Genomic DNA, 26143 nt, shown 5'->3' on the forward strand with positions numbered 1-26143 from the left:
ATGGATATCTATCGCCGCAGCGTCCCATGCGATCGCCGGATCGACCGAATAAAGGGTCGACCGGAACGAAACCGGCCAGCCGCGCTTCATCTTCTTCCTGCTATCGCACGGGCTCGACCGAAGGCTGGGAGATCATATGAAGCCGATTGCATCCATCGTGCTGGCAGGACTGCTGGTCAGTGCCGCGACCTCTCCCCAGCAGCAGCAGGGCGAAAGAAGTGAAGTCGTCGCAAAGATATGGGCCGGGCAGCCGGTCGATTTTGCCATGATCGTCCGCGGGCAGCGCCTCTATGTCGGCTATTACGGAGCCGACCGGCGACTGGTGATCGCCAGTCGAGCAACGAGCGGCGGTGCCTGGGAACGGCAGACGCTCGATACGGCAGTCGGCTGGGACAGCCATAATGCGATTGCCATGGCCACCGACGGCCGGGGCCGGCTGCATGTCGCCGCCAACATGCACGTCTCGCCGATGACCTATTATATGTCCGACACGTCGGGATCGGCATCGTCCCTGCGTCGCATACCCGCCCTGATCGACCCCGCTCAGGAGCAGCGGGTCACCTACCCCACTTTCCTCAAGGACCAGCAGGGCCGGTTCATCTTTCGCTATCGCGATGGCATGAGCGGTGCAGGCAATGACATCTATAATGTCTTCGACGCATCGACCCTGCGCTGGCGCCGCCTGACCCAGACGCCCGTGCTGGATGGCGAGGGGAAGCGCAACGCCTATCCCATCGGCCCTACCATGGGACCGGACGGCCTGTTTCATATGGTCTGGCTCTGGCGCGACAGCCCCGCTGCCGAAACGAGTCATGATCTCAGCTACGCGCGCAGCCGCGATCTCGTGCACTGGACGCGCTCGTCCGGCCAGCCCCTGTCCCTTCCGATCCGCCTTGGCAATTCGGAAATCGTCGATCCGATCCCCGTCCATGGGGGAGCGATCAACGCCAATGTCACCTTCGCGTTCGACGCGAAAAAGCGGGTCATGATCGCCTATCATAAATTCGACGAGCATGGCGACACGCAGATCTATCTGGCCCGGCTCGAAAGGGGCGGATGGCATATTGCGCAGGCCACGCGCTGGACCGGATATCGTTGGGACTTCAAGGGCGGTGGCACCATGGCCGGCGAGATAAAATTGTCGGAACCCTATCAACGCGGCAATATCATCGTCCTGCAAATTGCCCGGCAAGGCAAAGGCATGCAGTTGCGTCTTGCCGCCGACACGCTGAAGCCCACCAACGCCCCCCTGCCCCAGTCCAGGGTCAGGACCACATCGGGCTGGACCACAGTCAGTGCGCCTCCCGGCATGAAGATGAACGTGCTGACCACGCAGGGCAACGGCAAGCGCTTTCGTCTGACCTGGCCGACCTTGCCCAACAACCGCGACCTGCCCCGCGCGAAGGCCCCAGCACCCACCGAGTTGCGGCTGTCCGAGCAGCCCCTGTAACGACGCCTCCGTTACCCACCGCGACATATGGTGGCGAAGAGGCGGGCCGAAAAAGCCCGCCTCATGACTTAACCCGCCGCGAGTGCGTTGACGACGGCTGCCGTTTCCTCACGTAACGCCATCATGTCCGGCGCCGCAAAGGCCGCCCTCACCATCGGCGCATAATCGGGATAGCGTTTCGTCACGACGTCCACGCCGGCCTTGATGAGCGCATCCTTCTCGCCCTTGAAACTGGCCGTGCGGATGTGGAAGACGAAGGCCCAGGGCGAAATCAGATTGGCCCAGCCCGCCTTCATGCCCCGCAAGCAGAAATCATTCTCCTCGCCATAGCCGCGCGGGAACCCTTCTTCATCGAAAGTGCCGCACAGGTCCATCATCGCGCGGCGGATGAACAGGCAGAAGCCTGATCCGGTCGGGACTTCGGGCGGCGTGCAGCCAAAGGCGCCCTGTACCATCGCCAGCGCATATTCCTCATGCCCCAGATGCGCAGGCTTATCGCACTTCTGGTTGAAGACCGGGAAGGAAAAGGCGCCGGAATTGTCGCCCATCGCCGTCACCGTGCCGACCTGCGGCCGGCTATAGGCAGTGGCGCGCAACCCCTCCAGCCACTTCGGCGTCACGATCGTATCGCTGTTCAGCAGCACGACATCGCGCCCGGCCGCCTGCGCAATCCCCATGTTGATCGTGCGGGTATAGCCCTGATTTTGCGGCGACCGCTGGATGGTCAGGCCCGGCGTGCCCACAAAGCTGTCGAGCAGCGGGGCGATCGCTGGATCAGGGCTGCCATCGTCGATCACCAGCACCTGCGTTTCGCGCAGATCGGTATGTTTGAGCACGGAGGTGATGCAGGCGCGCACTTCCTCCGGCGCATTATAGACCGGAATGATGATCGTCGTCGGCAAAGCCGCACCGATCGCCTGGGCAGAAATCCGCAGCGGCGCTTCGGTAATGGCGGTCGCCGCGGCATCGGCTCGCATCGGCCGGCCACAGATGCGTTCATAGGCCAGCGTCACCTGTTCGCCCAGCCGCGCCTGCGAGAAGTTGCTGGTGACAAAGGCGTGACCCTTGTCGCCCATGGCGGCAATCTTGTCGTCATGTTCGCACAGATCGGCCACGGCATCGACGACCCCGTCGATATCGCGGAACGGCACCATATAGCCGGTCTCGCCATGCTGGACCAATTCAGGCAGTGCACCCCAGCGATAGGCGATCACAGGTCGCCTCGCCGCCATCGCCTCGGCCACGGTGCGACCGAAGGATTCAGCGAAGGTGGACAGGTTGAGCAGGACGTTGAGTTCGATCATCGCCGCCCGCGCGCTGTCCTTGTAACCGGCAAAGACCAGATTGTCCGGCCGTTCGCCGCGCGCGACCTCTTCCATCCAGATATCGATTTGCGGGGTGCGCGGGCCGATGATGACGAATTTGGCTCGACCCGTACGCCTGGCAGCCCGTCGCGCCACCTCGACGAAATCGGCGATCCCCTTCTTGGGGATGTTGGAACTGACGATACCGAATTTGATGCCATTGCCGAAGACATTGCGCATTTCGAAATCTTCGGCGCTGATGGCGTTGGGCACATAGAGCGTCCGGTCTCCACGCGCGAACAACTCGCACGTGGCGCGGCTGTTACCGATCAGCCAGTCGGTATTGCCGAACACGGCGCTGACGATCTCGCCGGTGGTCTGGTTCATCCGCTCCTGCAACCCTTCGTCCAGCGAGATGAGTTCCCGCACATGGGTCAGCGCCACGCGGCCCATCCGGCGCGCGGCGACGATCGGCTCCAGCAGGACGATGGTGTTGGCATGCACGATGTCGATCGCGTGACGCGCGATGATATCGGCAAAATCCAGCGCGAGCCAGGCATAGACCGCCCGCTTGTCCATCCATTGCGGATAGCGGAAAGCGTATGCGCCCATGCACAGCTTCTGGATACGCTTGATATAGTCGCGATTATTGTCGCTGGGCAGGGTCATGACGACATTGACCGGCATCTTGGCCAATGCCTCCAGCACATCGAGCAGGCTGCGTTCCCCACCGAACAACTGATGACCGGAAATATGGGCACAGAGCAGGATGGTGGGCCTGGACGGGTCGGCTTCCTTGAACCCGCGATACCAGACCGGTCCTCGCGGCATATCCGCCGCATCGTTCAGCGGGCTGCCAAGATAGGCGAGCCGATTCTCCGCCTTGGGTTGCGCCGCCACGCCTTGCGGCAAGGTAACAGGGCGCAAACCCGGCACGGCTTGCGCCGCGGACTGGAACGCGGCGAGGTTGGTCAGCCCCCAGCGCTGGTCCGGTTCGAGATAGGTGCCCTCGGCCCACTCGTTCCAGGCGTTGATGAACATCATCGTTTCAGGCGCCGGGTTATGGCGGTTGTCCTGGTCCAATATGCCCTTCACCCATCGCCGGAAGCCATAGGGCGTCGCGCCGGTGAAAATGCGCGCATCCGTCAGGCGACGGGCGGTATTGTCCCAGCCCAGCATCGCGCCACGGTGGACCGGCCATTCATAACCATCAGCATATTTTTCGACATCGCCATCCGCCACGGCGTTGTAATCGAAAATCTCGCCGCCGAAATCCTTGTGACGATCATGCACCTGATCGCGCAGGTCGACACGCACGCCTTCATGCGGCGGGAACAGGACATAGCTGTCGATGCCATGGTCCTGCGGCTGTCCGCCCAGCGTTTCCAGGCCGAATCGGACTGCGCACAGATGGATTTCGCCCAGCCCTGCCTTGCGACATTCCTCCCGCCAGATGCGGGCGGTTTCCATCCAGTTCGGGATGATCGAAATACGATAGACGACGAGCACGGGCTTGCCGCAATAGCGGATCCAGCGCGGATCCTTCATCATCGGGATCATCTCGTGGATGAAGGCGATATTGCTTTCCAGCGAATATTGTTGCTCCATCAGCACATGGCGGTTCTGCCCGTCCCAATTGCGCGACCAGTTCTCATTGGCCCAGCAGACGCAGAAACCCGTGTCGATCCTGGAGGATTTCGCCATCTGCTCGATCGGATGGTTCAGCAGTTTCTTGCCGTTGAACCAGTAATAATAGAAGCAGAAGCCGTGAATGCCGAACTGGCGGGCCAGATCGGCCTGCGCGACCTGGGTATCCTCCAGCCGCAGGTCATAATAGCCCAGATCCGCAGGCAAGCGCGGCTGATAATGGTGGCGGAACAACGGGCGACCCCGCGCTACATTCGACCATTCGGTGAAGCCCTTGCCCCACCAAGTGTTGTTTTCCGGGATCGGATGGAATTGCGGCAGGTAGAAGGCCACCGCCTTGACCACGCGATCCGCGGGCGCTGCGGGTAAAGTTCGGGCCGCGGGACGGACGTCCAGGGCCGCTTCCCGCGCACCGGCAGACAGCATAGCCAATACGCTGGCGCGACCGGGGAACTTGCCGCCCCCGCTAACACCCGTCATCTCGTGCGGCCGCATCGTCACACCCAGCACGCGCGACAGAAATGGCTTGAACCACAGGCCCCACCCGGCTGGAACGTCGAGCGGCGCCTGACCGAGCAAAAGACCAAGACGCGGCAGGACGGTGTTGAGCGCGGTGATCAACGTCGCCTGCACCGGATCGGCCCGGTCCAGCCGCACGAAACGATCAGCGGCGACGCCCCATTGGGAATCGGCGCAAAAGGCGCCATGCAGGCCGATCAGCCTGGCCATATCCTCATCCGTCAGCGGCCCGGCGGCATCCTGCGGCGAGAGCCAGAGCGCGTCGGCATAGCCATCCAGCGCGCCCGATCCGGCCAGCCGGGCGAAGCCACGCGCATTGCCGGCTTCGTCCGCATCCCCCAGCAGGGTCAGCGAACGGACAGACGACGGCAGCGCATCGACATCCAGATTGTGCGTCCCACCCAGCAGGAACAGGTCGAAATCCGCCGGAATCCGGTTCAGTACGGCCGACATCGCCGCCCCGTCCTGGGACGTGGTGACATTGACGATCACTGCCAGGGACGCATGAGGCTCCAGGCCGCGCAGGCCGAAAGCGTCGGTCGCATGGCGCAATATCCAGGTTGCACCTTCCGGCGCAGTGGCTGTCGGCGCAACGCCCGCCGGCTTCGCCATGGGCGGCAAGGGCTGGCGTCCCTCGCTCTTGCCGAAGCGGACATAATGGACAAGCGCATGCATGCCCGCCGCCGGAACGTCGGGATAGGTATCCAGATAATGGCGCGTATCGAAGCCCGGCCCCGGATCGCGTTTCAGCAACAGGCCGAAACGGACGAAATGCTCCAGCGGCTCGATATCGAGCAATCCGGCGTCGGGAAAATTCTCGACATACCAGTTCCGATCGAACAGGCCTGACTGATCGATTTCCTTGGCCAGTTCTTTAAAATTCAACATCGTCAGCCCTTGTTGCGATCAGGCGCCACGGCGCCCGCTCTCTATCGTCGAGGTCGGCCGGCCCTATCCTATCGAGGCGGGCGATCGGCTCCTATCGCCCTTTGCCGTCCGCCATGGCTGCGGCACTCCGGCGCAGTTCGTCCACGGCCCGGTTGGGGGCTCGGCCTTCCTGCAATCCAAAGGCCACGAAATGCGCCGCCGCATCCATGCCGGCCTCATGAACGTCGGGATTATTTTCCAAATACCATCCCGCATCGAACAGGCCATAGCGTTCGAGCACAGCCTGTTGACGGCGCAGATTCACTTTCTTCGGCAACAACGGCGATGCCACCTGCGCGAGCAGCGCATCCATCACCCGGATGAACAGCAGATAGAGTGAGTCGGTACGCCGCGACAATTCATGCCGCACGACACGCAAATGGGCGAGGTCCGTTTCCTTCTCCTGCGCATCCTTGAGCGCGCCCATCAGCAAGGCAATTTCCTGGAAACGGGCCTGGGTCGCCTTTTCATGGTCCAGTTCGGCCTTGGCGGCATGATCCTTTTCGGTCAGCAATTCGGCCTGCGCCTTTTCCAGCTTCTCGTCCGTCAGACGCAGTTGCTCTTCCTTTGCCGACCGGATGTCCTGCTCATCCTTCAACAGGCTGCGCAGGAAACGTAGTTCTTCCGCCGATTCCTCGGTTTCCAACTGGCGTTGCAGCAAGGCGCTCTGGGTCTGCGCCAGCTTGCTCTCGACATCTGCCAAACGGATATCGCGGTCCGTCACCGCCTGATCCCGCGCTTCGACATCCCGCTTCAGCGCCGTGACTTCATCCAGGCGGAGCTTGACGACCTGCTCCAGTTCGGCCTTGACCATCTGCATATCGGCACGGGCATTCTGCGCATCGGCACGGGCATGCTGAAGATGCTGGCCCAGCCCCTGCACATCCACACGCGCCTTTTGCAGTGCCTCCTGATCCTTCGCCATCTGCTCGCGCGCAGTATCGAGGTCATTATTGAGACTCTCGGCCTCACTGTCCCGGACGGCCAGGTCGCTGCGGACCTGCTCCAGTTCCTCATGCGCCTGCTTGAGCTGATCGCCGATCGCCAGCCGTTCCTGCTGCAACTGCGCCTGCTTGGCGCGCGAAGCGACGATTTGCGCCGTCTGCATCGACAGCTTCTCGGCCTTATTCTCATTATCGCGCTGGAGCGCTTCATGCGCATTCTGGAGCTTGGCCAGCAGTGCCTCGCGCTCCGAAGCCGCCGTCTGCACTTCCACCAGGGTGGCTTCGAGAGACTTACGTTCTTCCGCGTCGACATTCCGCTGCCGCAACAGGGCTTCATGCTCGCCTTGCAACTGCACGATATCGGCGCCCAGCGTGCTGGCCCGGCCGTCCGCATCCGCGATACGTGCGTCGCGTTCGGCCAGCGATGCTTCCAGCGCCGCGATGGCATCCTTGCTTTCAGCCGCCTGTCGTTCACCGACATCGAGTTCGGCCCGCGCCTTGTCCAGCCCTTCCTGCAACCGGGCCAATGCTGCGGCCTGTTCGTCGGATGCCTTCTGCAACGCAGCCCCGGCATCCCTCGCCGCGCTCAGTTCCTCGCCACGCTGCGCCAGATCGCTGGTCAGCGCCGCGACCCGCTGATCGCCCGTAGCCTTCTGCTCCTTTGTTGCCTCCAGTTCCGCCTGCAAACGGCCCAGTTGCACGTCCCGGTCGGCAACATCCCGGCGCAAGCCCTGCTTTTCGCCTTCAACCCATGCCAGGTCGTGCCCAGCTTTATCCAGCGCCGCGGCAGACCGAACCAGTTCGACCTCTACCGCCGATTTTTCCAGCACGAGAGCCTGATAGGCCGACAGTTGCTCAGTAAATTTCTCGGTCAACTGGGCCAGGCGTATGTCCGCACCTTCGCGTGCGTCCATGGCCCCCTTCATCAAGCCGTCGCGTTCCGCCAGCGCCCTGTCATGCAGGTCGGCCGCTGCGCGCAGGCCCGCAATTTCCATATTCTGCCGTGCCGTGTTGCCGCTGGCCTCGGTCAGTTGCTCCTGAAGCGCAGCGACCTGTGCCTGCGCGGTCCCGATCTGTTTCTCCAGGTCTGCCCGCAGACTGACCGCAGCCTCCCGTTCGGACAGCGATTTCGACAATTTCGCTTTCAAATCGTCGCGGGCGGCCTGCATTTCGGCCAGGCTGGCTTCGCGCTTCTGCAAGTCGTTGCGGAAAGACGAAATTTCCGTCTGCCGCTCCGCCAGCGTCGCCGTCAGTCCTGCTATGTTGGCGTCACTGCTGGCCGCGGCCTCCTGCAAGGTCTTGATGGCCTTGACCTTCTCGGCCAGTTGCTTTTCCCGCTCGGCCGCTTTCTCCTTGCTCTCGCCTGCTGCCAGCTTCTGCTGTAGGTCGGCAATGGCCTGCTCCAGCTTCTTGCGCTCGCTCGCGCGGCCAGCCTCTTCCTTTGCCAGCTTGCGACGAACAGAACCGAGCTTCTGCGTCAGCCCGACCCGTTCCTCCAGGACATGTGCGAACGTGGCTCCTGCACGATCGAGTTGCGTGCGAATCTCATCCAGCGTGAACAGATCGCGCGCGCGCTCCCCGTGTGAACTCCAGGAGCGGGTGATGGATTGTACCGTCTGCAACCAGTCCCGCACCAGCCCGCCGGGTAACGCAATTGCCTGCGCCCCGGCAAACTGCGCTGTCGCAGGCGATATGAGAGCGGATAGCTTGCCAAAAGCTTTCTCCGACATGTCCGGAAATTCCAGACCCAATTGCGTGCTGATCCGCTCCACCGTGGAACGCGGATGTTGCAGAAATCCGTCATGATCGACATGGGACCGTGCCAGCGTCCGCGTGGAAAACTCGGCGTCCAGTGTATAGCGCAGCCACAGCAACGCGGCGTGCATCCCACCCAGTTCCGATTTATGCTGCAAGCCGGCCACCACCGACTCATAGGCGCGGGTCACAACCACGGACTTGGGCGCACCGCCCTCCCCCAGCACCCCTCGCCAGAATTCACCGAAGCGACTTGCCCGCCAGTCAGCAAAAACCGTAACGCCACCCGTCGCCAAAGCCCCCCGGACCAACGCTTTGGTTTCGCTAGCCAGCACCTGTGCATCCTGCGTCGCAAGATCAGCGGGGTCGATGGTGGACCAGTCGCTCCATTGTCGCCCAGCGAGAGCCAACAACTTTGTATCGACGGCGTCAACGGTGCCTAATTCGGAGAGTGGCCCGCCCGCTCCCCGCGATGGCACGGAAAACGAGGCCCCCCCGACCAGAGACAGCCCCTGCGCGAGCAACCCTACCCCCGACCGGGGACTTCCCAGCACCAGCAGCGCCGTCCCCTCCGGTCGACCAGCCACATCCTTGCCCCCGCCACTCCCGTCCGAGGATATAGCCGCGCCAGTCGAATTTGAGGTTAACGCCAAAGTTCAGTCCCCATATCACCAATTTTCACTCGACCAGCATATTCATAAGATCGAACCGCTCGACTGCTACAACGACTATCGTGGCCCCATCAACCCCTCCCATTCCGGCTTGAGAATGACGCGCACGATATGCTAGGCCCTTGCCCAAGGTTGAACGCGAGGCAGATTCATGACGGTACGCAAAATTCATTCGAAAATAAGCAAACACAGCAGCCCGGCCATATCCCATAATAATACAGCGCTCACATTTGTCATTAATAGTGAATTTATCGATGGCTTAAAAGTGCTGATTTATAGCATGGCCGTTCATGAAACCTTGATGGATCTGCCTATTTTCATCATATCCGAAGATAAAGAAGTATTTTCGGACCCGTTCATCATGGAAGTTGCCGACAAGACATATCTTGCATCGCAGGAAGACATCATGTCGTTCAGCAACATTTCGAATAAAAAAGTCGAAGGCAAACTGAAACTCGACTGGATTCCCAAATATACATACATGAAATGGCTCATGTTTGATGATTGGGGTTATGACAGCCTGATCTTCATCGATGCCGACATCGTGTGCCTCAGCAATTGCGATGAACTTCTTCAGAAGGTGAATGCCGATCTGTACGGCTGCCCCGTCTTTGGTCGCGAGCTGGTCATCAAGGTCGATGACAAGATCGATGTCGAAGACACCGATCTGTCGATCAGCAAATTCGCCTATCAGAACGACCCGCCGGGCAGTCGGCTCAACACCGGCGTACTGGTCGTCAACAAGAAATTGCTCAACAGCGAATTCCGACGCGATCTGATCACCTTCACGGAAAATGGCGAATATTCGGTCGAGCAGGCCGCGCTGCGCACCTATATCGGCGGCACGCCGGACCTGAGCATGAAGCTCATGTCGCCCATGTATAATTACAAGCATGATTTCGTCAGCCGGTTGTCGGCGGCATTCCAGCCCCGCATCCTGACCGACATCAAATTCCTGCATTTTGCCGGTTCGGCGGGAAAGCCGTGGGAAAAGGCTGTGCCGGAAACGCTGTCCGACTGGATCTGGCGCAGCTACGCGGATGACGCCGCGCGCCGGCTGCCCGGGCTGATCAATCTCAACCTGCCGTCCCCCGGCTAAGGGACGGACGGAATGAACAGCGGCGTTCTGGCGATTTACGACCTGATTGCATCCGAACCTTATAAATGTACCCTGCCGACATCTAGGAAGCTGTCCAAGGCCAACGCGAACAGCTTCGACATACAGGATGTCGGTCAGGGAAACATCATCGTCATCCACAAGTCAGCCCATATCGGCGACAAGACCGAAATCCGCCTGAGCGGTAGCAACAACATCCTCTATGTCGGCCGGGACTGCTATCTGCGGGAGGCCAGCGTGGAAATGAAGGGGCAGGCCGGCGCAGTGATTTTCAGCAATCGGTCCGGCACCACCGCCGGGAAGATCAAGTTGACCGGTAATGGCAGCGGCGTCGCGCTGGGCTGGCGCGCATCCTGGGGCGGCGGCGCTGCCATGGCCGCAGAAGGAAAATGTATCGTCGTGTCGGATGATTGCATGTTGTCGAACGACGTACTGTTGCGGACCTCGGATTCGCACGGCATCTTCGATCTGGAAAGCCGTGAACGGATCAATCCTGCCAAGGACGTCGTGGTCGGCGACCATGTGTGGCTGGGCAATGGTGTGCGCGTAAACAAGGGTAGCCGCATCGCACGCGGCTGCATCGTGGCGCAGGGGGCCATCGTCGCCGGCCGGCTGGATGACCAGCATTCCATCTATGCCGGCACGCCGGCGCAGCGTAAAAGAAGCGGGATCAGCTGGTCGCGAACCGGAAACTATGACGATATCCCATCGATCTACAGGGACATTATTTAAGCCTGGGGGATTGATCCTTTTTATCTGAAGGAAATTGCCTTGCTCATCAGGACGCCCCTCATCATTGCGGCTGTGGCCGGCCTGTCTTCCGGCATCGGCGGTAGCGCATCGGCAGCCGATTGCACGACCCGCAAGCCCGACACCGCATCCGGCAAAAAATATATTCAGATCGGCGATGCCTGGGCCGGTACGCGCATCCGCTTCCCGGTCGTCCAGTCGGGCGGAAAATATTTCGTCGGCTATTTCGATGAGGATAGATGGCTTACCGTCGCGGAATATGATCCGGCCAATGGTCGCATATGCCGCACCAGAACCCAATCCCGGTTCAGCGGGTGGGACAAGCATAATGTCATCACCCTGACATTCGATCGGGACAAGCATATTCATGTTACTGGCAACATGCATAATTCGTCGCTGGTCTACGCAACTACAACGGTCCCCAATTCCGTCGACGGCCTTAAATTGCAGGCCATGACCGGACAGGAGGGTAACCGAATCACCTATCCGCATTTCATCACATCGCCCTCTGGCCGCCTGCTCTTCATGTATCGGGCTGGCGGCAGCGGCAACGGCGCCTGGTGGGTGAACGAATATCAGAACGGCAAATGGACGCGGCTAACGAAACAGCCGATTTTCGCCGACAGCTATGAAAACAAGCCGGTCAGCGCCTATCCGGTCATGAGCGAGCCGACCGCGGACGGGAAATTCCATTTCGCCATCGTCTGGCGCCGCAGCCCTAATGTCGCCACCAATTTCCGCCTGAGCTACGCATCGACGCGCGACTTCAATAATTGGGAATTTTACGGCAAGCCGCCCGTATCCGGCTCCATTTCGCCGGACAATGCACAAACCATTGATGATGTCGGGTCCAATGGGGGGCTAACCAATATGCCGATGATCACCATCGACAATGGTCGTCCGCTGGTCGCCTATGTCAAAAAGGCCGCCCCTTCGGAGGATGGCATCTATCTCGCCACGCCGACCGCCAAGGGTTGGAAAACTCAGTTGTCGGTCAAGGGGCCATCGCCCAATGCGCTGAAGGGCGCGGGATCGCTGGCCAGGGATGAAGCGACACGCATCATGGATGTCGATGTCGCCAGCCGCACGGTCAAGGCGTCCTTCGCAAACCATGTTACACGCGCAGCCAGTTTTGCCGGTGCCCCCGCCTCTGCGGCCCGTGCCGCGCCGACAGGAGCCAAGGCTCGCGAGCGACTCAAGCTGTTCAAGATTCCACCGGGCCTGCTCAAGCCGAGCGTAATCGTAGAGCCATCGGACCAGAGTAGCGCCTTCATCCAATATTTCGCGCAGGACGCCAATCGTGACCGGGCGCCAGCCTGCGATGCCAAGACGCCGATGGCCTGCAAGCCGCCAGCGTCACCCCTCTATCTGGTGCTGCCGGACTGATCGTGGCGAATGCGAAACATCCCTCTGTTTCAATCCGGTGCCAAAACGAGGATGTGAAGCGTCGGACCGACGCCATCCGCTATTGCGCCGCGCTGCAACATCAGCAAGAAAAGGCCACCAACTTTGGGTGAGGGCTTTCAGATCGCGATACAGCGCGCGCCAACAGGCATGCGTGACATCGGCATGACATGAAGCGTGGGCAACAGGTCGTTGCGCATAAGGGCGGGGAAGAATGAGCACTACTATTCGCGGTAATTTCGACGGTGTTAAGGAAAATAACTTGGTCGGGTGGGTATTTGACCCGGCCAATCATCCTTCCGAAGTGATGGCGATGATCGACGGCGAATTCATCGCCTTCGCAGAAGCCAATAATTATCGCCCCGACCTTGAGCGGGCCGGCGTCAACAACGGCCTGTGCGGTTTTCGCATAGCCATCCCCGAACAATTTCTGGAAGGCGGCACGCACAAGGTGGAGTTATGGCTCGAAGGTGGCCAACGCCGTCTGGGCCCCGCCTTCACATTCCAGTCGCCCAGCCCAGCCCCGTCGTCGCCCACAGCAGCCAAGGTCGAGGCGCCCGAGCCTAAAGCTGGACCGGCCGATTCCCCGGCAAAACCAGGCAACGATACGGTAACGGCCAAGGCAGCTACGCAAGCCAAACCGGCCCCGGAGGCCAAGCCCGCCACCGACGTCGAACCGGCTGCAAAAACCCCGCCAGCGACGGAGACCAAGCCCGCCAAGGTCGCGAAGACGGCGATCAACATGCCCGCCCAGCCTGCCAAGGCCCCCACCAAAGAGAGCAAGGCTCCCGCCGCGACCAAGGAAGCCAAGCCCTTCGTCCCCGGCAAGGGCAAGGCCGCGCTGATCCCGAAGATCGACGCCAAATCGGCCGCCTTCAACACGATCCAGCGATCGGTTTCGGAAAGCTCGATCTTCAACGGTACGATCGGTGCGCTCAATAAATTCTGCAATCTCTATGCCGAAAACCCCTATTATGAGCGGTTGCGGCTGGCAGCACGCGGCACGACCCGGCTCGACTGTTTCGTCCAGATCAGCAACACGCTCAGCCGCGTCGACCAGGCACGCGAAGGGCAATTGCCCAAGGTCGGACCGCTCGTGTCGATCATCATGCCCGCGCATAATCGCGAGGATCTGATTGACGACGCCATCCGTTCGGTCCTGGCGCAAAGCTACAAGCGGTTCGAACTCATCATCTGCGACGACTCCAGCCAGGACAATACGGTCGCGGCGATCAAGTCGTTCAAGGATCCTCGGATCATCCTGACCAAACATGCCGAGCAGAAGGGGGCGGCCGCCGCGCGCAACAGCAGCCTGAAACTCGCCCGCGGCGACATCATCGCCTATCTCGATTCTGACAATGTCTGGCATCCCCGCTATCTGGAGATCATGCTGGAGGAACTGGCCAACTGGCCGGGCAACATGGCCGCCTATGCCGGCTATTACGACATCGACATCGGCGAAGACACGATTCGCATCAAGAAGGCGGAGATCAGGGGCTTCCATCTTGAAGACCAGCTTGCCGTTCCCTTCGTCGACCTCAACAGCTTCGTCCATCGCCGCCAGTTGTACGACGTTCTGGGCGGCTTCGACGAACGGCTGGCGCGCCGGCAGGATTATGACATGATCGCGCGCTATTGCTGGCTGCGCGAACCGCGCGTCGTGCCGCATGTGCTGAACCTGTACCAGCGCATCGCCAATGCGCAGCAGATCACCAAGCTACAGAAAGAGGACACCAAGTCCCCCCAGATCATCGCGGACAAGATCCAGGGCTATTATAAGGATGGCCTGCCGGCTCAGCTACCGTCCTGGGTGAAGAAGGTGTCGGTCGTGTCTTGGGACATGAGCCGCAACCATTTCGCCAAGGCCTATTGCGTGGCGGAGGCGCTCAGCAAGCATGTGGAGGTCGAAATGATCTCCTATCGCTTCTTCGACGAGGAAATCTTCCAGCCGCTGGCCGACAAGAAGCCGCCATTCGAATGCAAATATTTCGAGGGTGGCACCTTCCCGGATTTCTTCGGCAATTTCGCCAAGGGGATGGAGGCGATCACCGGCGACGTCATCTATGCGGTCAAGCCGCGCCTGACGTCCTTCGGCCTGGGCCTGATGGCGAATTACCACACCGGCAAGCCGATCATGCTGGAATGCAACGATCTGGAGACGGTGGTCAACAACGCCAAGTCCACCGACGCCCATGCCGAAAAGCAACTGACCGACCTGTTTGCAGCCGCCGACAAGGCCAAGATTCCTTATGAACTCATCTGGTCGGAAATCCTCGATCCGCTGGTCGCGGAAATCCCGACCGTCTTCACGCACAACATCAATCTGAACCTGCATTATGACCGGCGTTGCCTGTACATGCGCAACATCAAGGATGATTCGCTGTACCGCCCGCAGGATATGGATCGCGACGCGATCCGCAAGGAACTGGGTTTCAAGGCTGACGACCGCATCATCCTGTTCGGCGGCCTTGTGCGCAAGCATAAGGGCATTTTCGAACTGGTCGACCTGCTCAACGCGCTGGGCGACCCGCGCTACAAGCTGCTGGTGGTCGGCAGCCGCGATACGCCCGACCTCATGAAACTGAGCAAGGAGCATCGCGACAACATCACCGTGTTGCCGCCCCAGCCGCCCGAACGGATGGCCGCGATCAACCTGGCGTCCGACCTGATCGTGCTCTGGCTCGACCCCAATGTTCCGGCCGGCCAGTATCAAAGCCCGTACAAGATGTCCGATGCGCTGGCGATGGGGCCGACGATCATCGCATCGCCCACCAGCGATCTGGCCGATCTGGGGACGCGCGGACTGATGCTCAACGTCCCCTTCGGCAACCAGAAGAAGCTGGTGGCGACCATCCGCCGCGTCTTCGACCAGCCGGAAGAAACGGCGGCCCGGCAACAGCGCGCACGCAAATTCTTCGAACGCGAATTTTCCTATCCGGCGGTCTTCCCGGCCTTCGCGCTCGGCGTGTCTAGGCTGGAGAAGAACAAGGTCTATCCGGTGTCGGAACGTTTTGCCGAATTCTTCGCCGAATATCGCCGCCGCACGCTCGCGGGGAAATGAGGCCATGAAGATTGCGATCAAGAATCCGGCACCCATCGGCCCGAACCTGGAAAAATGGGGCGACTATCATTTTGGTCTGGCGCTCGCCAAGTCGCTGGAAAAGCTGGGCGCCACCGTGGTCCAGCATTTCTGGCCGAACTGGGACGATGACGACGGGGAAGACATGGTCATCCTGCTGCGCGGCAAGCGCAGCTACACCCCGCCTCCATCCAAATTGTCGCTCATATGGATCATCAGCCATCCCGGCACGATCAAATATGACGAAATTTCCAAGTTCGACATGGTCTATGTCGCATCGGAAACCCATTATAAGGCGATCCGGTCCCTGCCCGGCCTCACTGTCGACGTCGCACGGCAATGTACCGACACCAGCGTCTTCTTTGCCGATGGGCAGGACAAGCTGCGGCGCGATGTGTCCTTCGTCGCCAACAGCCGGGGCGTTCGCCGTGAAGTGCTCAGCTGGGCAGTGGGCGCCGGTACGCCGGTTCATGTGGTCGGCCGCCATTGGGGCAATCTGGGGCTCGGCCATCTCGTCAAGTCGCAATATATCGACAATGACGCCCTGCCCGGCTTCTATCGCCGCACGCGCCTGACGCTCAACGATCATTGGAGCGACATGGCCCATTTCGGCTATATCAACAATCGGATCTTCGATTGCCTGGCCTGCGGTACGCCGATCCTGACCGACGAATTTTCGGAACTCAGGACGGTATGCGGCGATGGCATACTCTATGCGTCCGACATGGACAGTTTCGGTGCGGCGATCGAGGAATATCTGCTCGATTATCCCTCGGTCCTGGGGCGAGCGCAGCAATTGTGGCAGCGCATCGGCGCCAATTACAGCTTCGACGCGCGCGCCGCGCAAATCTGGGACTGGGCGACCACTACCCATTCGCTGCGCAATTCGCTCTGCTATGATGCAGGCGGCGTCCGCACCGCATCGTCCGAACCGCTGACGTCCATCATCGGCAAGGCCGTGGATGCGTTGCGCAAGGCCGGCGTGACGCGCGAAGTGCAGACCCTGCATCTGTGCCCCACGCCCTGGGGCACATCGTCGCTGTTCGCCAACAAGGAGATCAGCTACCTGTCCGGTGGCTTTGGCCGTGGCCCCTGGCATGTCCTGATGGACAGCCAGATGGGCGGACTGGCCGACAAGCATTTCGACATGATCGTGATCGAACCGACCGACAATCTGGCCGAACTGGTCGGTCAGGATCAGGTCGGCTTCGCCAAACGCCTTGCATCGAAACTGAACAAGGATGGCGTCGTAATCGCGCCATCCGCGCAGGCAAAAACCCTGTTTACCGGATGGAAGGGCGTGAAGGCCGACATGGCAACGCCCTTTGCGCTCTTGCAGCCAAAGGCTCCCAAAGCCTGAGCCTGGACGAGAGGGCATGGCCATGCCCTCTCGCTTACGGCCCTGATCAGCGCTTCTTCGCCCTGGATCGCGCCAGAGCGTCCTGTGCGGGCTGAAATTCGGGATAGAGGTCCACGACCTGCCGCAACAGCCGCCGCGCTTCTTCCCGGTCACCCGCCCATTTGGCCAGACGAACGCCGCGCCACAGCGTCAGCAACTGCGGCCCGTCCACGCGCAGCAGGTGTCGGTAGGCGCTTCTGGCCATCGCATGGCCCTGATCGGTCTTCATCTTGAACGCTCGGTCGGCAAGCTTTTCGATGGTCGGCAATATCTGCTGATATCGCCACGCCTCCTCGCTATTCTCTCGTGCACGCCACACGGCACGCCGCGCGCCGTCCAGCATCGGCCGGATGACGTGCAAGTCGCCCTGCGCCGCCGCGAGTTCAGCGGCAGCGGCCTGCGTCACGATCCCGTCGACGGCCGCTGCCTGGATATCCGCGAACAACCGGCCGGCGATCGTCATCCATGGCCCATCCGGCACTTCGCCCTTGGCGCGATGATAGTCCTGCTCGATGAAGCCGGCAGCGAAATCCTTGGCCGCCTTGATCTTGCGCACGCGCAGATGAGCGCGGATGCGATCCAGCGTATCGCCCGTCCGATAGACCAGGTCGCCATGGACGACCAGCAAGGCGCCTTCGGGACCGACATGCTCCATGATATTGAGCATGGTCAGCGCCCAGAGCGCCGCGACATCCTCTTCGTCGGTCAATTCCCGGTGGACCCTCAGATTGCGCGAAGCGCGCGCGATCTGCGACATGGCCACCTCATGGGGCGGGCGTATGATGATGATGGGTCGGATGGTGAAGCCGGCCTGCGCCAGCACCAACTGCCAGAAGGGCCATAGCTGAGCCATGCGCGGATCCTTGACCGACCACAGCGCCGCCTTGCCGAACAACTGGTCGATCGCAGCCAGCGCCCGCTCGCGAAAGGGCGCAAAATGCTCCTCGCGAAAATCATGACGCCCCGCATCGAACGCCCAATTGTCCCAACTGGATTCCAGAAAGGCGAACAGGTCGTCATTGACGTGCCGGAGCGTCTGGCTTTCGAAAAAACCTTTGGGATTTTCGTCCGATGCCTGGTCGCCAATGTCCCCGATGGGAATGTCGAAAGACTGTACGATCGCGGCAAGCGCCGATGTGCCTGAACGATGCACACCCAGAATTGGCGCAGCAACTGCCTGACGTCTTGTCGTCAAAACATAACCCTCCATCTATCCTGTCGGTCATGGCGGCCTGCGCCATGGCCCGCACATGGCATGAACGCGCGATCGATCCAACGCGCTTGTATCGGCTACAGGACTTTTCAAAGATTGCCGCACATGACCATATTTTTGGCCGCGCGAGTTCGACAAGCTGCCCCAAAGCAGCGGCCGGATACAATAATGGCGGTTTTTAAAGGATCCGACCGGCACCGGGCCGACGACTCGACTTGCTTTATCCATGCCTCTCTATTAGACGTTTGGCGCAACATCTATCGGAGACACTTGTGCGCAAAGGCATAATATTGGCCGGCGGTTCTGGTACCCGTCTGTATCCGCTGACGAAGGGCGTCTCAAAACAATTGATGCCGGTTTACGACAAGCCGATGATTTATTACCCGCTGTCGACGTTGATGCTTTCCGGTATTCGTGAAATACTTATCATCACCACCCCGCATGACGCGGCAGCTTTTCAGGCATTGCTTGGCAGCGGCGAGGAACTGGGCCTGTCCCTTTCCTACGCGGTGCAGCCCGAACCGGCCGGACTGGCGCAGGCCTATCATATCGGTGCGGACTTCGTGGGCTCCAACCCCTCGACCCTGGTCCTGGGCGACAATATCTTCTACGGTCACGGCTTGGTCGATCTGCTGTCCAGCGCCAGCACGCGGGACCATGGCGCCACCGTGTTCGGCTATTATGTCAGCGATCCGGCCGCCTATGGCGTCGTCTCCTTCGGCCCGGACGGCCGGGCGGAAACGATCGAGGAAAAGCCCGAGGCGCCCAAGTCCAACTATGCCGTCACCGGCCTCTATTTCTATGATGGTCGCGCGGTGGACTTCGCCCGCGACCTCGCCCCGTCCCCGCGCGGCGAACTGGAAATCACCGATCTGAACCGTCTCTATCTTGAAGAAGGATCGCTATCGGTCGAAATCATGGGTCGCGGCTATGCCTGGCTCGACACCGGCACGCATGGATCACTGCTCGACGCTGCGCTCTACGTGCGCGTGACGGAGGACCGGCAGGGCCTCAAGATCTGCTGCCCCGAAGAAATCGCCTGGCGCCAGGGCTTCATCGACGACGCCCAACTCGAAAAGGTCGCCACCCCGCTGCGCAAGAGCGGCTATGGCAATTATCTGATGGGCCTGCTGACGGGCAAGGGAGCCATCGCGTGAAGATCATCGAAACCGCCATTCCCGGCCCGCTGATCATCGAGCCGCGGGTCTTTGGCGACGATCGCGGCTTCTTCATGGAAAGCTGGAACGCCGCCGCCTTCCGCGAGGCGGGCCTCGACCTGAATTTCGTTCAGGACAATCATAGCCGCTCGGCACGCGGCGTGTTGCGCGGCCTGCATTTCCAGAACCCCAATCCACAAGGCAAGCTGGTGCGCGTCGCTGCCGGTCGGGTCTGGGACGTCGCGGTCGATATCCGCCGGTCCAGCCCGCATTTCGGCAAATGGGTCGGCGTCGAACTGTCGGCGGCCAACAAGCGGATGTTCTGGGTGCCAGAAGGCTTCGCCCATGGCTTCGTCAGCCTGGAGGATGGCACCGACTTCCTCTATAAATGCACCGCGCTCTATGAACCTGCTTCGGATCACAGCCTGTTGTGGAACGATCCCGCCATCGGCATCGAATGGCCCTTGGAAGGGCTGGAGCCGCAGCTCTCGGGCAAGGACCAGCAAGCCAAGCCCCTGGCCGAGATCGAGGCCTTCGCGTGAAAGTCCTCATCACCGGCTGTAATGGCCAATTGGGCCGCAGCCTTCAGGCCACTGTACCGACGGATGCAACGCTCATCTGCTTTGGCTCCGCCGATCTCGACATCAGTCAGGCCGATGCGGTCGATCGGCTGGTCGCTCATCATCTCCCCGATGTCGTCATCAACGCGGCCGCCTACACCGCCGTCGACCGCGCCGAACAGGACGAGGAACGGGCGAATGCCATCAACGGCGCGGGTACCGGTTTCCTGGCCAATGCGGCGCGCGGGCAAGGTGCCCGTTTCGTCCATGTCTCCACCGACTTCGTGTTCGATGGCGCGGCCGGCACGCCCTATCACCCCGATGCCCCGACCAATCCTATGGGTGTCTATGGGCGATCGAAGCTGGCGGGAGAGCAAGCCGCTGGCAAGGATGCGCTGATCGTCCGCACGGCCTGGGTCTATGGCCCCGAAGGCGGCAATTTCGTTCGGACCATGCTGCGCCTGATGGGCGATCGGCCAGAGGTTCGGGTGGTCGCCGACCAGATCGGCACACCCACCTACGCCCCCGCCCTTGCCGACGCCATCTGGCGTCTGCTCGCGGCCGGTGCCAACGGCATGCACCATTATACCGATAGCGGCGCGGCCAGTTGGTACGACTTTGCGGTCGCGATCCAGGAGGAGGCTCTGACCGCAGGCCTGTTGACGCAGGAAGCGACGATCATACCGATCGCGACCAGCGACTATCCCACGCCAGCGCGTCGCCCCAGCTATTCGGTGCTGGACAAGAGTGCGACGTTCGCGGCGATCGGCGGTCCTGCTCCGCACTGGCGCACCCATCTGCGCACCATGATTGCAGCGATCAAGGCCCAGAACTGAAAGAGGGTATGGGCGTCAGCCAACTGCGGCTGGCGCCCGTTCGATCTCCAACGCATCCAGCAAGGCCGTCAGACTGGCATCCCAGCCCGCCCCGCTGCCCATGGCAGGCGGCCCATCGGCTGCCATCGTCGCCATGATGCTGCCAGCCAGGGCGTCGGGCGCATCGGAATGAAAATAATAGAGGCCTGGTTGCTGCAATTCGCGAAACACCGGCAGGTCGCGCGCCAGCACCGGACGACCATGGCGTAATGCCTCCACGATCGGCAGGCCATAGCCCTCGCCCAGTGACGGCACCACCACCAGCCCGGCATTGTCATAAAGCGCCGTAAGCAACTCATCGGACACGTCGCTCAGCCAATGAAAGGCCGGACAGGACTGTGCCAGATCGTCCATTCGTTGCTGGACCGCCTCCGTTCGCCAACCCGGCCGCCCCACCATCACCAGATCGGGCGCGCCATCCCCCAGCGTCTCTTGCAACCGGTCGAAGGCGTCGAGCAGCACCGCATGGCCCTTGCGTGGCTCCACCGTCGCCACCATCAGGACCGTCGCATGCTCCCGCATCCGCGCCAGCACCGCATGGCCGGCATCATGGATGCCTCGACTGGGACGACTGGCACCGATATCGCCGCTCAGCGGCAGCAATGCGGTACGAATCCGACGACCCTTCCTCCGTCCGCGGGCGCGCAACAGTCCGTCCAGATCGTCCGACACGAACTTGGATATGCACAGGGCAATGTCGCCATATCGCTCCAATATCCGGATCCAGCGGCTGAAATGGCGCCCCGTGCTGGGTGGGAACCAGTCGAGCCGGCGTAAAGGCAGCACATCATAGACCACCAGGGCGATTGTCGCACCACGCCGCTTCCAAGACGCCACCTGTCGCCGATGGCGCCACAGCCGATGCGCCGCCAGATCAAGGCCCAGGAAGATATCCCCGCGCTGCAATCGCACCAGCGGCATATCCTGGCCTGGCAAGACGATCCGCCCGTCCGGCAAGTCTGCCCGACGATAGCCGCCGTCCACCGTGGCGGCGATGGCCATGACCTCTACATCAGCTAACGACGCCTGGCGCAGTTGCTCCCACAAGGCGCGCACGACCCGTTGGATGCCGGTGCCGGCGTCATGCTGGGCGATAGTCGACAGATCGACCACCAGCCGGCGGGGACTATCCGGCGCTCTGGTCTCCAGCCGCGCGCCGACCTCCCACCCCAAGGCGCGAGACAGCCAGTTCCGCAACGTCATTCCAGGCTATGCGCCTGATAATGATGATAGGCTTCGTTGACATCGTCGAAATAGACGAGCGTACCATTGGTCAGAACCGCAGCCCGGTCGCAATTTTCCCGAATGAACCCAGGATTGTGCGACACCAGAAACATCGCACGGTCGGCGCGCTTCACCAACAATTCCTCGCGACAGCGATCCTGGAAGCGCTGGTCGCCGACGGCGACCACTTCATCGATCAGGAAACAGTCGAAATCGACCACCAGCGATATCGCGAAACCCAGCCGCGCCCGCATGCCGGCCGAATAGGTTTTCAGCGGCTCCCGCATATAGCGGCCCAGTTCGGCGAAATCCTCGACCGCCGGCAACGCTTCTTCCGGGTCCTTGCCGTAGATACGGCAGATGAACTTCAGATTATCATAGCCGGTCAGGGATTGCTGGAACGCGCCGGAAAAGGCGAGCGGCCAGGATATGGTCATATCCCGCTCGACCCGGCCGCTCGTCGGCTTTTCCACGCCGCCCAATATCCGGATCAACGTCGTCTTGCCCGCGCCGTTGCGGCCTAATATGCCGATCTTCTGCCCCATTTCGAGCGTCAGATTGACATCGCGCAACACATGGTTCTGGCCACGACGGGTCTGGTAGGATTTGTTGATGTCGACGAGGCGGATCATTCGGGCACGAGATTCCGGCTGGCATAGCGGATTTCGATAAGGGCAAGGAACATCAGCGTGACATTCCACCCGATGAGATAGGCGGGGCTATAATGCGCCAGGAAATGCGATCCGAAAAATCCGTCGCGGACCCATTCGACACCGTTCACCATCGGCACGTACATGACGATCTCGCGCAATTTCGGCGGTGCCGCATCCACCAGCCAGGCCGCACCGGAGAGCGGGAACATCAAATAGGTGAAGGGATGCCAGAATTTGTCGATCAATTCCGTCCGGTTGGACAGGGCGCCGATGAACATGGCCAGCGATATGCCGAACCAGGCCAGCATGAGCCAGCCGAGAATGGCCTTGGCCGGGTCTTCTGGAAGTTCCATCCAGCCGATCGAAGAGAACAGCAGTGTCAGTACGAAGAAGGACGTGCCGACACCCACACATTCCAGCAGCACACGCGCGGCGAAAATGTCGATCACCTTCACATTGCGGTGATACATCAGCGACAGGTTGGGATGAATCGAACCCACAAGCCGATTGGGCATGTTGCGCCAGACCAGAACGCTGGAATAGCCGGTCAAGGCGAAAGCCGCGATCGGCAGGTCGGACCCATGGACGGCCTTGAGCGCCGACCACATCAGGGTGACACCCACCGTGAAGATCGCTGGTTCGACGAACAACCACAGGAAACCGATATTGTGCCGCCCGTAGCGGGTGATGATCTCGCGCATGATGAGCGCACCGATCACTCGCCGCTGGATCGCCCAACTATGGCGCAGGCTTGGCGTCTGCCCCGGATTTTCGACGTCCGACATCAGTCACTATGCTCGCGCACACCGGCCAGCAGCATCGAGGAGATCGCCCACAGGACGAGGCCGACGATGAAGGTGCTGATGATGCCACGCAGGCGCTTGGGCGCGGACGCATTGTCGGGCAGGCTGGGCTGCACGATCCGTTCGACATAGGCCTGCTTGCGCCGCGCCTCGTTGCGCGCTTCCTGCAAAGAGGTCATGGCGGCGCCCAGATCACGATCCGCCAACTGGCTTTCCAGTTGCAGACGCTGGAACTGCGCCGCACTGGCGGCGAGCGATTTCTGGTTGCCCGCGACAAGTCCCGTCTGCGCCGCAATCTCGCGGTTCAGCTCGGCGATGCGTGCGCGCAATACCGGCACCTGCGGATTTTGCGGCGTCAACATCTGCAACTGCACCAGTTGCGTCTTGGTGGAGATCATATCGTCTTGCAGCTTGGAGATCATCTGCAACTGGACGGTCGCCTGCTTCTCGGGATCGACCACACCTTCGCGATTCCGATAGTCCGAAAGGGCGAGCGCGGCGGCTCGGGCCTTTTCCTTGGCATCGGTGACTTCGGCACTGCTGTAGCTGATGAGATCCTCGCGGCCGCGCACGTTGAGGCGATTGACGAGCGCCTCCGCCTGATCCAGCAAGCGCAGATTGATTGCCTGGGCTTCCGAAGGATCGAACGCCTTGACCTTCAAGGTCGCGATGCCCGACGCGGCATCATATTTGACCTCGATCTGATCCTGATAAAAAGCATAGAGCTTTTCATTGCTGGCGTTCGTACCCAGGCCGTTGAACCTGTTGAGGAACGATACATTCTCGTTGCCATAGGCCCGGCTGACCAGCCCGTCGCGATTGAGCGCCTTCAGCGCATCGCGCGATATCATATAGTCGTTGGCCACGAACGCATCTTCAGAGGCGTTGGTAAAGCCGCCGCTTTTAAGCAGAGCCCCCAGCCCCGAGCTCGACTGCTTCTCCGAACTCTTCACGACAAACCGCGATTCCGACGTGTAAACACTGGAACTCAGCAGGAAATAGATGGTCGCGATAGCGGTAGGGACAAGCACCGTTGCGATGAAAAGCGAAGGCAATCCACCGATTTTTTCGGGAATTTTTGTCATTGAAAAGCAAGTCTCTCGGTTCGCGAGTTTGTTACGCGCTGCACAAATCAATGTCCAGCGCATTGCTTCTCGCCCTGTCGACAAAAAAGGACTGCTGAAGGCTTGCCATATTGGCTACCGCCTTTGTATCTGCTTCAGGCATCACGCACATGCGGGATGAAGGACCAGCGCGGAGGCGGACGCAAATTCCATGAAAATCACGATGATCGGCACAGGTTATGTAGGCCTTGTGTCAGGGGCCTGTTTTGCGGATTTTGGTCATGACGTGGTGTGCGTTGACAAGGACGCNCATGAAAATCACGATGATCGGCACAGGTTATGTAGGCCTTGTGTCAGGGGCCTGTTTTGCGGATTTTGGTCATGACGTGGTGTGCGTTGACAAGGACGCGGGGAAGATCGCGGCGATCGAGTCCGGCCGGATGCCGATTTTCGAGCCTGGACTGGACAAGCTGGTGGGCGACAACGCCTCGGCCGGCCGCCTGACCTTCACCACCGATCTGGCCGCCGGCGTCAAGGGCGCCGACGCCATCTTCATCGCGGTCGGCACGCCATCRCGCCGGGGCGATGGCCATGCGGATCTGAGCTATGTCTATGCTGCGGCGCGGGAAATCGTCGAGGCGCTGGATGCGCCGGCGGTGATCGTCACCAAGTCGACCGTGCCCGTGGGCACCGGTGACGAGGTCGAGCGGATCGCCCGTGAACTCAAGCCCGACCTCGACATCCAGGTCGTGTCCAACCCCGAATTCCTGCGCGAAGGCGCGGCCATCGGCGACTTCAARCGGCCCGACCGCGTCGTCGTGGGCACCACCGGGTCCGAGCGCGCCATCGCGGTGATGAGCCAGGTCTATCGCCCGCTCAACCTCAACCAGGCGCCCCTGATGTTCACCGGTCGCCGCACCGCCGAACTGATCAAATATGCCGCCAATGCCTTTCTGGCGACCAAGATCACCTTCATCAATGAAATGGCCGATTTGTGCGAAGCGGTCGGCGCAGATGTGCAGGACGTGTCGCGCGGCATYGGCCTSGACAACCGCATCGGCGCCAAATTCCTCCATGCCGGCCCCGGCTATGGCGGCTCCTGCTTCCCCAAGGACACGCTGGCGCTGGTCAAGACCGGCCAGGATCATGACGCCCCGATCCGCATCGTGGAGACGGTGGTGCAGGTCAACGATCTGCGCAAGCGCGCCATGGGCCGCAAGATCGTCAAGGCGCTGGGCGGCGACGCGCGCGGCAAGACGGTCGCGCTGCTGGGCCTGACCTTCAAGCCCAATACCGACGACATGCGCGATGCGCCGAGCCTTGCCATCGTGCAGGCKYTGGAGGATGCCGGCGCGAAGGTCGTCGCCTATGACCCCGAAGGCGCGGAAGTGGCGGCCCCGCTGATGCCCAAAGTCGTGATGGCCAAGGATGCCTATGAAGCCGCCGACGGCGCCGACGCGCTGGTRCTGGTCACCGAATGGGATATCTTCCGCGCCCTCGACCTCAAGCGCATCGCCGACAGCATGAACGGCAAGGCGCTCGTCGACCTGCGCAACATCTATCCCGTCGATGAGGCGCAGGCCGCTGGCTTCTCCATCTCCCGCGTCGGCGGAAAGGCCGATTGAGCG

At 61.1% G+C, this 26143-nt stretch carries 19 protein-coding genes; 12 read left to right on the top strand and 7 right to left on the bottom strand.

What is annotated here, in order from left to right; translation table 11 throughout:
- Positions 1-136: 136 nt before the first annotated feature.
- Complete coding sequence (locus tag ASE85_RS04560; RefSeq protein WP_056684027.1) at positions 137-1450, top strand: BNR repeat-containing protein; 1314 nt, start codon at positions 137-139, stop codon at positions 1448-1450.
- A gap of 68 nt (positions 1451-1518) precedes the next feature.
- On the opposite strand, the gene ASE85_RS04565 is transcribed toward ASE85_RS04560, so the two are convergent.
- Both ASE85_RS04565 and ASE85_RS04570 read right to left on the bottom strand, forming a co-directional pair.
- Positions 1519-5808: a glycoside hydrolase family 99-like domain-containing protein gene (locus tag ASE85_RS04565; RefSeq protein WP_056684028.1), complete on the bottom strand. Its 4290-nt coding sequence runs from the start codon at positions 5806-5808 to the stop codon at positions 1519-1521.
- A gap of 91 nt (positions 5809-5899) precedes the next feature.
- The gene (locus ASE85_RS04570) at positions 5900-9133 is read right to left on the bottom strand and encodes a hypothetical protein (RefSeq protein ID WP_156358192.1); all 3234 of its coding nucleotides are present in this window, start codon (positions 9131-9133) and stop codon (positions 5900-5902) included.
- Positions 9134-9368: 235 nt separating this feature from the next.
- On the opposite strand from ASE85_RS04570, the gene ASE85_RS04575 reads away from it, so the two are divergent.
- The 5 genes from ASE85_RS04575 (at position 9369) to ASE85_RS04595 (ending at position 16927) form a co-directional block, all read left to right on the top strand.
- Positions 9369-10316 (top strand): glycosyltransferase, encoded by a 948-nt coding sequence (locus ASE85_RS04575; RefSeq protein WP_082462644.1) that lies wholly within the window; start codon positions 9369-9371, stop codon positions 10314-10316.
- Positions 10317-10328: 12 nt separating this feature from the next.
- A complete protein-coding gene (locus ASE85_RS04580) occupies positions 10329-11066 on the top strand; it encodes an acyltransferase (RefSeq protein ID WP_056684036.1) in 738 nt (245 codons plus the stop codon).
- Positions 11067-11105: 39 nt separating this feature from the next.
- Positions 11106-12470, top strand: a complete 1365-nt coding sequence (locus tag ASE85_RS04585) for a BNR repeat-containing protein (RefSeq protein WP_056684040.1) — start codon at positions 11106-11108, stop codon at positions 12468-12470.
- Positions 12471-12702: 232 nt separating this feature from the next.
- Positions 12703-15549, top strand: a complete 2847-nt coding sequence (locus tag ASE85_RS04590) for a glycosyltransferase (protein ID WP_082462646.1) — start codon at positions 12703-12705, stop codon at positions 15547-15549.
- 4 nt (positions 15550-15553) lie between these two features.
- Complete coding sequence (locus tag ASE85_RS04595) at positions 15554-16927, top strand: glycosyltransferase family protein (RefSeq protein WP_056684047.1); 1374 nt, start codon at positions 15554-15556, stop codon at positions 16925-16927.
- A 46-nt stretch (positions 16928-16973) separates the two neighbouring features.
- Here ASE85_RS04595 and ASE85_RS04600 read toward each other — a convergent pair whose 3' ends face one another.
- Positions 16974-18161: a hypothetical protein gene (locus ASE85_RS04600; protein WP_156358193.1), complete on the bottom strand. Its 1188-nt coding sequence runs from the start codon at positions 18159-18161 to the stop codon at positions 16974-16976.
- A 290-nt stretch (positions 18162-18451) separates the two neighbouring features.
- Here ASE85_RS04600 and rfbA point away from each other — a divergent pair, with 290 nt between their 5' ends.
- Genes rfbA through rfbD form a run of 3 tightly spaced genes read left to right on the top strand, consistent with a single transcriptional unit; the run spans position 18452 to position 20732 of the window.
- On the top strand, positions 18452-19336 hold the full coding sequence (gene rfbA, locus ASE85_RS04605; RefSeq protein WP_056684052.1) for a glucose-1-phosphate thymidylyltransferase RfbA: 885 nt from the start codon (positions 18452-18454) through the stop codon (positions 19334-19336).
- Positions 19333-19878 carry a dTDP-4-dehydrorhamnose 3,5-epimerase gene (gene rfbC / locus ASE85_RS04610; RefSeq protein ID WP_056684055.1) on the top strand — a complete coding sequence of 182 codons (546 nt, stop codon included), beginning with the start codon at positions 19333-19335 and terminating at the stop codon, positions 19876-19878. Before rfbA ends, rfbC begins: the two co-directional genes overlap by 4 nt.
- Positions 19875-20732 (top strand): dTDP-4-dehydrorhamnose reductase, encoded by an 858-nt coding sequence (gene rfbD, locus ASE85_RS04615; RefSeq protein WP_056684058.1) that lies wholly within the window; start codon positions 19875-19877, stop codon positions 20730-20732. Before rfbC ends, rfbD begins: the two co-directional genes overlap by 4 nt.
- 15 nt (positions 20733-20747) lie before the next feature.
- On the opposite strand, the gene ASE85_RS04620 is transcribed toward rfbD, so the two are convergent.
- Genes ASE85_RS04620 through ASE85_RS04635 form a run of 4 tightly spaced genes read right to left on the bottom strand, consistent with a single transcriptional unit; the run spans position 20748 to position 24317 of the window.
- The gene (locus ASE85_RS04620; RefSeq protein ID WP_056684063.1) at positions 20748-21974 is read right to left on the bottom strand and encodes a glycosyltransferase family 4 protein; all 1227 of its coding nucleotides are present in this window, start codon (positions 21972-21974) and stop codon (positions 20748-20750) included.
- Complete coding sequence (locus tag ASE85_RS04625) at positions 21971-22627, bottom strand: ABC transporter ATP-binding protein (protein ID WP_056684066.1); 657 nt, start codon at positions 22625-22627, stop codon at positions 21971-21973. Before ASE85_RS04625 ends, ASE85_RS04620 begins: the two co-directional genes overlap by 4 nt.
- Positions 22624-23433, bottom strand: coding sequence for an ABC transporter permease (locus tag ASE85_RS04630; RefSeq protein ID WP_056684068.1), 810 nt, complete (start codon positions 23431-23433; stop codon positions 22624-22626). The genes ASE85_RS04625 and ASE85_RS04630 overlap by 4 nt, the downstream gene beginning before the upstream one ends.
- Complete coding sequence (locus ASE85_RS04635; RefSeq protein WP_235523214.1) at positions 23433-24317, bottom strand: hypothetical protein; 885 nt, start codon at positions 24315-24317, stop codon at positions 23433-23435. Before ASE85_RS04635 ends, ASE85_RS04630 begins: the two co-directional genes overlap by 1 nt.
- A 136-nt stretch (positions 24318-24453) precedes the next feature.
- Between ASE85_RS04635 and ASE85_RS23305 the strand changes: the two genes are divergently transcribed.
- The 3 genes from ASE85_RS23305 (at position 24454) to ASE85_RS04640 (ending at position 26140) form a co-directional block, all read left to right on the top strand.
- Entirely contained in the window at positions 24454-24696 is a 243-nt protein-coding gene (locus ASE85_RS23305; RefSeq protein ID WP_162237418.1) for a hypothetical protein, read from the top strand.
- A 42-nt stretch (positions 24697-24738) separates the two neighbouring features.
- The coding region (locus ASE85_RS24335) for a hypothetical protein (protein WP_443018476.1) at positions 24739-24824 on the top strand (86 nt) is incomplete at its 3' end.
- A 2-nt stretch (positions 24825-24826) separates the two neighbouring features.
- Positions 24827-26140 (top strand): UDP-glucose dehydrogenase family protein, encoded by a 1314-nt coding sequence (locus ASE85_RS04640; RefSeq protein ID WP_056684074.1) that lies wholly within the window; start codon positions 24827-24829, stop codon positions 26138-26140.
- Positions 26141-26143: the final 3 nt, after the last annotated feature.

It is taken from the genome of Sphingobium sp. Leaf26 (assembly GCF_001421665.1).
Lineage (GTDB): Bacteria > Pseudomonadota > Alphaproteobacteria > Sphingomonadales > Sphingomonadaceae > Sphingobium.

Coding starts and splice junctions, on each gene's coding strand:
- ASE85_RS04620 (WP_056684063.1), bottom strand. CDS start 21,974: ATGACGTTGCGGAACTGGCTGTCTCGCGCCTTGGGGTGGGAGGTCGGC.
- ASE85_RS04580 (WP_056684036.1), top strand. CDS start 10,329: ATGAACAGCGGCGTTCTGGCGATTTACGACCTGATTGCATCCGAACCT.
- ASE85_RS04630 (WP_056684068.1), bottom strand. CDS start 23,433: ATGTCGGACGTCGAAAATCCGGGGCAGACGCCAAGCCTGCGCCATAGT.
- ASE85_RS23305 (WP_162237418.1), top strand. CDS start 24,454: ATGGTCGCGATAGCGGTAGGGACAAGCACCGTTGCGATGAAAAGCGAA.
- ASE85_RS04575 (WP_082462644.1), top strand. CDS start 9,369: ATGACGGTACGCAAAATTCATTCGAAAATAAGCAAACACAGCAGCCCG.
- ASE85_RS04565 (WP_056684028.1), bottom strand. CDS start 5,808: ATGTTGAATTTTAAAGAACTGGCCAAGGAAATCGATCAGTCAGGCCTG.
- ASE85_RS04560 (WP_056684027.1), top strand. CDS start 137: ATGAAGCCGATTGCATCCATCGTGCTGGCAGGACTGCTGGTCAGTGCC.
- ASE85_RS04590 (WP_082462646.1), top strand. CDS start 12,703: ATGAGCACTACTATTCGCGGTAATTTCGACGGTGTTAAGGAAAATAAC.
- ASE85_RS04625 (WP_056684066.1), bottom strand. CDS start 22,627: ATGATCCGCCTCGTCGACATCAACAAATCCTACCAGACCCGTCGTGGC.
- ASE85_RS04595 (WP_056684047.1), top strand. CDS start 15,554: ATGAAGATTGCGATCAAGAATCCGGCACCCATCGGCCCGAACCTGGAA.